A 5,494-nucleotide genomic window follows, 5' to 3' on the forward strand; every position below is an offset into this window, starting at 1 on the left:
TGTAGATGCCGTTCTCGGGGGCGCTCACGACTGGGCGCGTCCCTCCAGTTGGGCGACTCGCTGTTCGAGGCGCTCGATGGTGGCGGTGAGCCGGACGAGGAGGGTGTGGGTCTGGACGAGGTAGCCGTAGGCGTCGGGGATGTGGCCGTGTCCGGCGGCGACGGATGCGGCGTCGGCCTTGGCGTTGCGGTAGGACCAGTTCTCGCCGGGGGTCATGCCGTCCTCCGTGGGGGGCTTGGGGGCGGGGGGCTTCGGGGTGGTGCCGGGGGTCCAGGACGCAGGGTGGGCAAGCCGGTCGGCGATCCGCTTCCGGAGGCTCGGCATGCTGACAACGTTGTCAGGCCCCTTCGGATCACTCTTCCAATCCGACCACTCGGAGTGCCCGATCACGGACTTGGCGCCCCAGCCGTGCGCGCGGCTGAGCGCGGCCGACGCCCGCACGATCGCTTCCACCTGCGCGGGCGGCCACGGGTCCTTGCCGTCGCCGAGGTTCTCGCACTCGAAGCCGTAGAAGGCTCGGTTGCCGTCCGTCGCACCGGCGGAGCCGTCGTGTTGGTGCGGGTCCGGGGGTTTGTCGTTGTACCGCTCGTCGATGACGGCCGCGAGCACGTTGGGGTCGCCGCCGCCGGCGTGGTTGGCGCGCCCGTCGGAGACGAGGTGGACCTCGCCGTTGCGGCGGATGACGCCGTGGCAGAGCGGGCCGGGCAGCTGGGCGTAGCCGTTGAAGCAGATGGGGACGCCGTTGACCTTCGGGCCGGTGACGGTGTGGTGGACCATCACGCCGTGGACCGGGCCCCAGGGGCCCTTGTGGTTGCGGTGGTGTCCTCGCCAGCCGGGGTGCTCGACGACCTTGACGCCTTCGGCGCGGAGGGCGGCTACGAGTCTGTCGGCGGTAAGTGGTGTCGCCATGGAGTGCCCCTTTCAGTCTGCGTCCAGCATATGCAGAAGGACCCCAGCCCGGGGGGTGGCTGGGGTCCTACGCGCCGACCATCTCGCCCGTCAGGTCGCCTACCGCACTCCGAGGGCCACTGCCCGCTTGCGCTCAGCGGGAGGATCCAGTCACCTGGTTCCGGCCTTGTCTCGGCAGTAAGTCGAGTATGCACCTGGCGGCCGACAGCATGGGGCCGAACGGGCTACGACACGCTGGCACGCACGGACTGCCCGAACGCGCCGTCGGTGAACGTCACGGACGCCACCGTCAGCTTGCCCTTCACGGTGACGGTGCCGGTGATGTGCTCGCCGGACGCGATCGCCACCGTCTCGATCTGCTGCTCGTCCATGCCGAGTTCGGGCCGGTGCACCCCGCCGGTGCTGTCGGTGACCTTGAAGTACAGCGGGTTCACCGACAGCTCCTTGGTGCCGCGGTTGGTGAGGGTGACTTGGACGCTGGTGTAGTCGCCGCCGCGGTGCAGCACGGTGGGCTTGAACGGCGCAGGCTTGGCGGTGAGCGTGACGGCCGCCTGCTTGGCGGTGGCGCTGGGCTTTCTGCCGGCGGGAGTCTCTGTGGGGACGCAGGCGGTGAGGAGGAGGGCGGCGGTGATGGCGGTGAGCGCGTGTCTGTGCATCGGGGCATCGTGCCGGAGAGACGCCGGAATGAGGAAGCCCCGCCTGCCCGGACGCTGTTCCGGGGGCGGGGCTAGGTCCTCCGCCGAGAGTGGGCAGCTTCCACAATCAGCGGGTGTGATGGTCCTACGGTACGGGCGGGGGCTGACAACGGCGGGTTACGGCTTCTTCGGCGTGCCGGGGGTGGGCTTGTCGGTGGGCTTGACCCAGCCGCCTCGGCTGCTGCTGTAGACGGTCGTATGGTCCTTGAGGCGCGGGTCGTCCTGCTTGGGTTCGGGGCGGCGGAGGGCCATCGTCAGCGCTCCTCAAGGGGCTTGCCGGACTCCAGGTAGGCGATGCCGCGCCGGATCTGGTCGATGGTCAGGCCGTGAAGGTCGGCGAGCGCCTGGGCGGCCCTCCAGTCGAGGTCGACGCTGTGGACGATCCCGATCATCTTGATGGCGAGCTGCTGGTCAGTGAGGTCCATCAGACGTGCTCCTTCACGAGCCAGTGGTGGGGGTTGTCGGGGTCCTGAACGATGTCGGTGCGGGCGTTGTTGGTGTTGGCGTTGGCGGCCTCTGAGCTGCACAAACAACCGGTCGGAGAGGGGCTGGAAGTGGGGGGGGAGGGGGTGGGGATGTCGTCCGCGTGTACGCCGGGCCCGTTGCCGGCGGGGGTGCGGACTCCCGCGCGGACCCGGATGTCGGCGTCGGCGAGGAGGGTCCGGACGGTCTTGGTGTCGGGGAGGTCGGCGGCCTCGCGAAGGGCGGTGAGAAGGACCCCGTTCCCGCCCTCGCCGAGGGCCTGGAGGACGGCCACGATGTCGACGGGCTCCGCCTCGGGCGCGGTGTCCTCGGGGGCGTCCTGGCGGCGCTTGGCGACCCACTGGCGGGTCTTGCCGACCGCGACGGCGGATGCGGCCCCCGCAACGAACGTGCCGAAGTCCGGGTTGACCCAGGCGTAGGCGAGGAGGCCGCTGATGCCGAGGGCGACGACGCAGCCACCGGCGACCCGGGAGGAGCCCTCCGACTCCCCCGCGGGCCGCTCGACGGGCTCAGGGGCCGCGGTCACCGGAGCATTCCGGTGAGCCAGGCGCCGGCCAGGTTGGCGGCGGAGGCGAGGGGGACGGCGGCGTAGCGGGCGATGCTGCCGGTGAGGGCGAGGCCGATGCCGGAGGCCCAGCCTCGCCACTTGGAGGCGGTGGCGCCCTTGCCGCGGCGGGCGAGGAACACGATGAGGACGATGAGGGTGATGAACAGGCCGCCCTCGGTGAGGGGTGCGCTGGTGCTGCCGGGGGCGGTGCCGGTCTGGGCGCCGACTCCGAAGACGAGGAGGCCGTCACCGAAGACGTTGATGCCCCAGAGGGCGGTGTCTCCGATCCAGCCGACGAGGCCGCCGACGACCATGACGGTGAGGGCGCCGATGGCCCAGCAGAGGAGGAAGGGGAGGAGGTCGCCGAGGTGTCCGACGGCGTTGGCTTGGAGGGCCTTGACGCCGGGGTACCACTTGGCGAGTTCCCAGGCGAGGAGGCCGAGGCCGATGAGCACGGCGCCGAGGGTGGGGGTCACGGGTGCACCTCCGTGTACTCGTTGAGGAGGCGGGTGCGGATGCGGGTGGCTCGGGTCTGGCCGACGGCGAGTGCGGCCTTGATGGAGCGTGCACTCGGGGGTGCACCTGTCTTGGCGTTGACGTCGTCCCAGTGGGCGCGGGCGGCGTCCATGAACTCGGCGTCGGAGTCGTCGTCCTCGGCGTCCACGAGTGCGGTCTCGGGGGTGCTCTCGGGCTCGGGTGCGGGTGTACTCGCGGTGGGCGGGGCGGGTGCGGGTGCGATCTCGGCGGGGGCCTCGGGGGTGCACTCGGTGCAGTGCCAGTCGGCGGGCCAGCCGTGGGTGCACCTCTCGACGGCGAGTGCGGGGGGCGGGGGCTCGACGGGCGCGGGGTGCACCTCGACGGGTGCGGGTGCGTTCTGCCCGGCCTCGATCAGGTCCCTGGTGCCCGCGGGGACGTCCCAGAGGAGTTCCTTGCGGGTGCGGGTGTGCCAGAGGGCGTGCACTCGCCACAGGACGAGGGGGGCGAGTGCACCCACGGCGGAGATGAGGGCCCAGTCGACGGCGAGTACGCCGGCGGTGACGAGGTGGCTGGCGACGTTGACGGCGCACATGACGAGTACGGCGAGGAGCACGTCGCGCCTGACCTGGAGTGCGCGGATGACGTAGAGGTCGAGTGCGCCGGGTACGCAGGCGGCGACCCAGGGGTGCACTCCGGTTGCGACGGCGAGGGTGTACTCGGCGTGGGCGGTGCCGATGAGGGTGCAGGCGAGTGCGCCTCGGAGGACCCAGTCAGTACGGGTGCGGGGGCTCATCGGGTGCGCTCCTGCTTGCTGATGGTGGCGCGAACGGCCGCGGCCTCGGCGTACTCGCGGGCGCACGCGGCGTGGGTGGCCGGGGCGTCGACGATCGTGTTCGCGCGCGGGGTGCGGTCGGGCTCGGCCGGCGGGTCGTAGGTGGGGGTGTCCATCAGACGTGCGTCCTTCCGACGATCGCGCGGAGCCGGAGGGCGTACTCGCCCCTTGTCTCCGTGAGCCGCGGGGAGGGCAGCAGCCGCAGGAGCGTTGCGACGACCTCGGTGGCGTGCTCGGGGTCGTGGCCGGCGCGGTCGTTGGCGTAGGTGGAGGCGAGGTGCTTCCGGGACGCTTCGACGATCCGATCGGTGGGCCGGGTCTCGGTGAGGTAGTCGGCGATGAGAGTGGCGATGGTGCCGACGAGGTTGTGGAGGGCCTGGGCGTGGACCTGGCGGAGGGCTTCGTCGGGCTGGGTGAGGTGGCGGTCAGACACGGGGGGCCTCCGTCGGGATGCCCCAGAGGGTGGCGATGTGCCGGGCGGCGAGGTTGAGCTGGAGGTCGCGGCGGTCGCGGCGGGCCTCCGAGGCGGCGTTCTCCGCGTGGCGGGTGTCCAGGGTTTCGGTGAGGGTGTGGCAGTGCTGGCAGTTCTTCTCGTGGGCGGCCTGTGCCGCGGTGGTGTACGAGCGGATACGCTCCATGTGCCTATCTCCTGTTCATGGCAGGGGTGGGCTTGCCCCGGCCGGTCTAGCCACCGACCGGGGCGTTCTGTTGTTGCCAGATCGAGCGTAGTGACTTCGTTGCCAACTGGCAACCAAGTCAGGGAAGATGGTGCCCATGAGCGAGCCCGCAGAAGGGGGGCCAGACATGGTGAGCTTCAGGGAGTTGGCGCGCCGGCTTGTTGCCGATGGGGTGGTGAAGGGGATCACGCATCAGCGGGTGTCGACGCTGGCGCGGACCGATCCAGCCTTCCCGCCGGTGATGCAGATCGGTCGGACGAAGGCGGTGGACTACCGGGTGGCGAAGCCCTACTTCGCGACGCGGAAGTCGCGGCAGGGGCGTCGGACGGATCTGGAGCGGCCGGCGGAGTAGCGTGGCAGACGTGAGCCCCCACCGGTTGGTGGGGGCTTTGTCGTGTTTGGGGGTTGTGTCGGGGGTGTGCGGGTCAGGCGGTGCGGCGCTTGCGTCGGGCGGCTCGTCGTGTGGCGCGGTTGGGTCGGGGCTCCGGCTCGTCGTCGTCGAGGAGCCGTTCGCCGGTCGAGCCGAAAGTGGTCTCCCACGCGGTGCCGGGGCGTCCGGCCTTCTCGCCGTGGGGGTTGCTGCTGGGGCCGGTCACGGCTGGCTCCCGTCGGCCATGCGGCGGAGCTGGGCGACGATGGCGGTCCGTTCGCGGTTACGGTCGACGGCGTCCTGCCCCATGCCCTCGTAGGCCTCCACGCGGCCGAGGACGGCCTTGATGGCCTCGTCGAGGACGGCGGCGCGGACTTCGGTGGCGTGGGCGTCGATGAGGCGGATGATGCCGGTGCCCTTGGCCATGCTCTGGGGGTCCCAGCGGTACCAGGACTGGTCGAGGGCGTCGTACAGGTCGTCGCGTGCGGGCTGGGCGGTCTCGGC

13 protein-coding genes are annotated in these 5,494 nt (G+C 71.3%); 1 reads left to right on the forward strand and 12 read right to left on the reverse strand.

The annotated features are described in order from the left end of the window. Nucleotides 1-24: 24 nt before the first annotated feature. The 10 genes from ABZZ22_RS26680 to ABZZ22_RS26725 form a co-directional block, all read right to left on the reverse strand. Nucleotides 25-909, reverse strand: a complete 885-nt coding sequence (locus ABZZ22_RS26680; protein ID WP_354938483.1) for an N-acetylmuramoyl-L-alanine amidase — start codon at nt 907-909, stop codon at nt 25-27. A 224-nt stretch (nt 910-1,133) separates the two neighbouring features. After that, nucleotides 1,134-1,565, reverse strand: coding sequence for a DUF4352 domain-containing protein (locus ABZZ22_RS26685; RefSeq protein WP_354938486.1), 432 nt, complete (start codon nt 1,563-1,565; stop codon nt 1,134-1,136). 156 nt (nt 1,566-1,721) lie between these two features. Continuing rightward, entirely contained in the window at nt 1,722-1,856 is a 135-nt protein-coding gene (locus tag ABZZ22_RS26690; protein ID WP_354938489.1) for a hypothetical protein, read from the reverse strand. 2 nt (nt 1,857-1,858) lie between these two features. After that, nucleotides 1,859-2,029 (reverse strand): hypothetical protein, encoded by a 171-nt coding sequence (locus ABZZ22_RS26695; protein WP_354938492.1) that lies wholly within the window; start codon nt 2,027-2,029, stop codon nt 1,859-1,861. After that, complete coding sequence (locus ABZZ22_RS26700) at nt 2,029-2,613, reverse strand: hypothetical protein (protein ID WP_354938495.1); 585 nt, start codon at nt 2,611-2,613, stop codon at nt 2,029-2,031. Before ABZZ22_RS26700 ends, ABZZ22_RS26695 begins: the two co-directional genes overlap by 1 nt. Further along, nucleotides 2,610-3,110 (reverse strand): hypothetical protein, encoded by a 501-nt coding sequence (locus tag ABZZ22_RS26705; RefSeq protein WP_354938498.1) that lies wholly within the window; start codon nt 3,108-3,110, stop codon nt 2,610-2,612. Before ABZZ22_RS26705 ends, ABZZ22_RS26700 begins: the two co-directional genes overlap by 4 nt. After that, nucleotides 3,107-3,904 carry a hypothetical protein gene (locus tag ABZZ22_RS26710; protein WP_354938501.1) on the reverse strand — a complete coding sequence of 266 codons (798 nt, stop codon included), beginning with the start codon at nt 3,902-3,904 and terminating at the stop codon, nt 3,107-3,109. Before ABZZ22_RS26710 ends, ABZZ22_RS26705 begins: the two co-directional genes overlap by 4 nt. Beyond that, entirely contained in the window at nt 3,901-4,059 is a 159-nt protein-coding gene (locus ABZZ22_RS26715) for a hypothetical protein (protein WP_354938504.1), read from the reverse strand. Before ABZZ22_RS26715 ends, ABZZ22_RS26710 begins: the two co-directional genes overlap by 4 nt. Further along, nucleotides 4,059-4,376, reverse strand: a complete 318-nt coding sequence (locus ABZZ22_RS26720) for a hypothetical protein (protein WP_354938506.1) — start codon at nt 4,374-4,376, stop codon at nt 4,059-4,061. The genes ABZZ22_RS26715 and ABZZ22_RS26720 overlap by 1 nt, the downstream gene beginning before the upstream one ends. Next, nucleotides 4,369-4,581 (reverse strand): hypothetical protein, encoded by a 213-nt coding sequence (locus ABZZ22_RS26725; protein WP_354938509.1) that lies wholly within the window; start codon nt 4,579-4,581, stop codon nt 4,369-4,371. The genes ABZZ22_RS26720 and ABZZ22_RS26725 overlap by 8 nt, the downstream gene beginning before the upstream one ends. A gap of 136 nt (nt 4,582-4,717) precedes the next feature. Here ABZZ22_RS26725 and ABZZ22_RS26730 point away from each other — a divergent pair, with 136 nt between their 5' ends. Beyond that, nucleotides 4,718-4,972, forward strand: a complete 255-nt coding sequence (locus ABZZ22_RS26730; protein ID WP_354938512.1) for a hypothetical protein — start codon at nt 4,718-4,720, stop codon at nt 4,970-4,972. 73 nt (nt 4,973-5,045) lie between these two features. Here ABZZ22_RS26730 and ABZZ22_RS26735 read toward each other — a convergent pair whose 3' ends face one another. After that, a complete protein-coding gene (locus ABZZ22_RS26735; RefSeq protein WP_354938515.1) occupies nt 5,046-5,216 on the reverse strand; it encodes a hypothetical protein in 171 nt (56 codons plus the stop codon). Continuing rightward, a partial coding sequence (locus ABZZ22_RS26740; RefSeq protein ID WP_354938518.1) for a hypothetical protein occupies nt 5,213-5,494 on the reverse strand: 282 nt, incomplete at its 5' end. The genes ABZZ22_RS26735 and ABZZ22_RS26740, both read right to left, overlap by 4 nt.

The sequence above is a fragment of the Nocardioides sp. NPDC006273 genome, from assembly GCF_040613495.1.
Lineage (GTDB): Bacteria > Actinomycetota > Actinomycetes > Propionibacteriales > Nocardioidaceae > Nocardioides.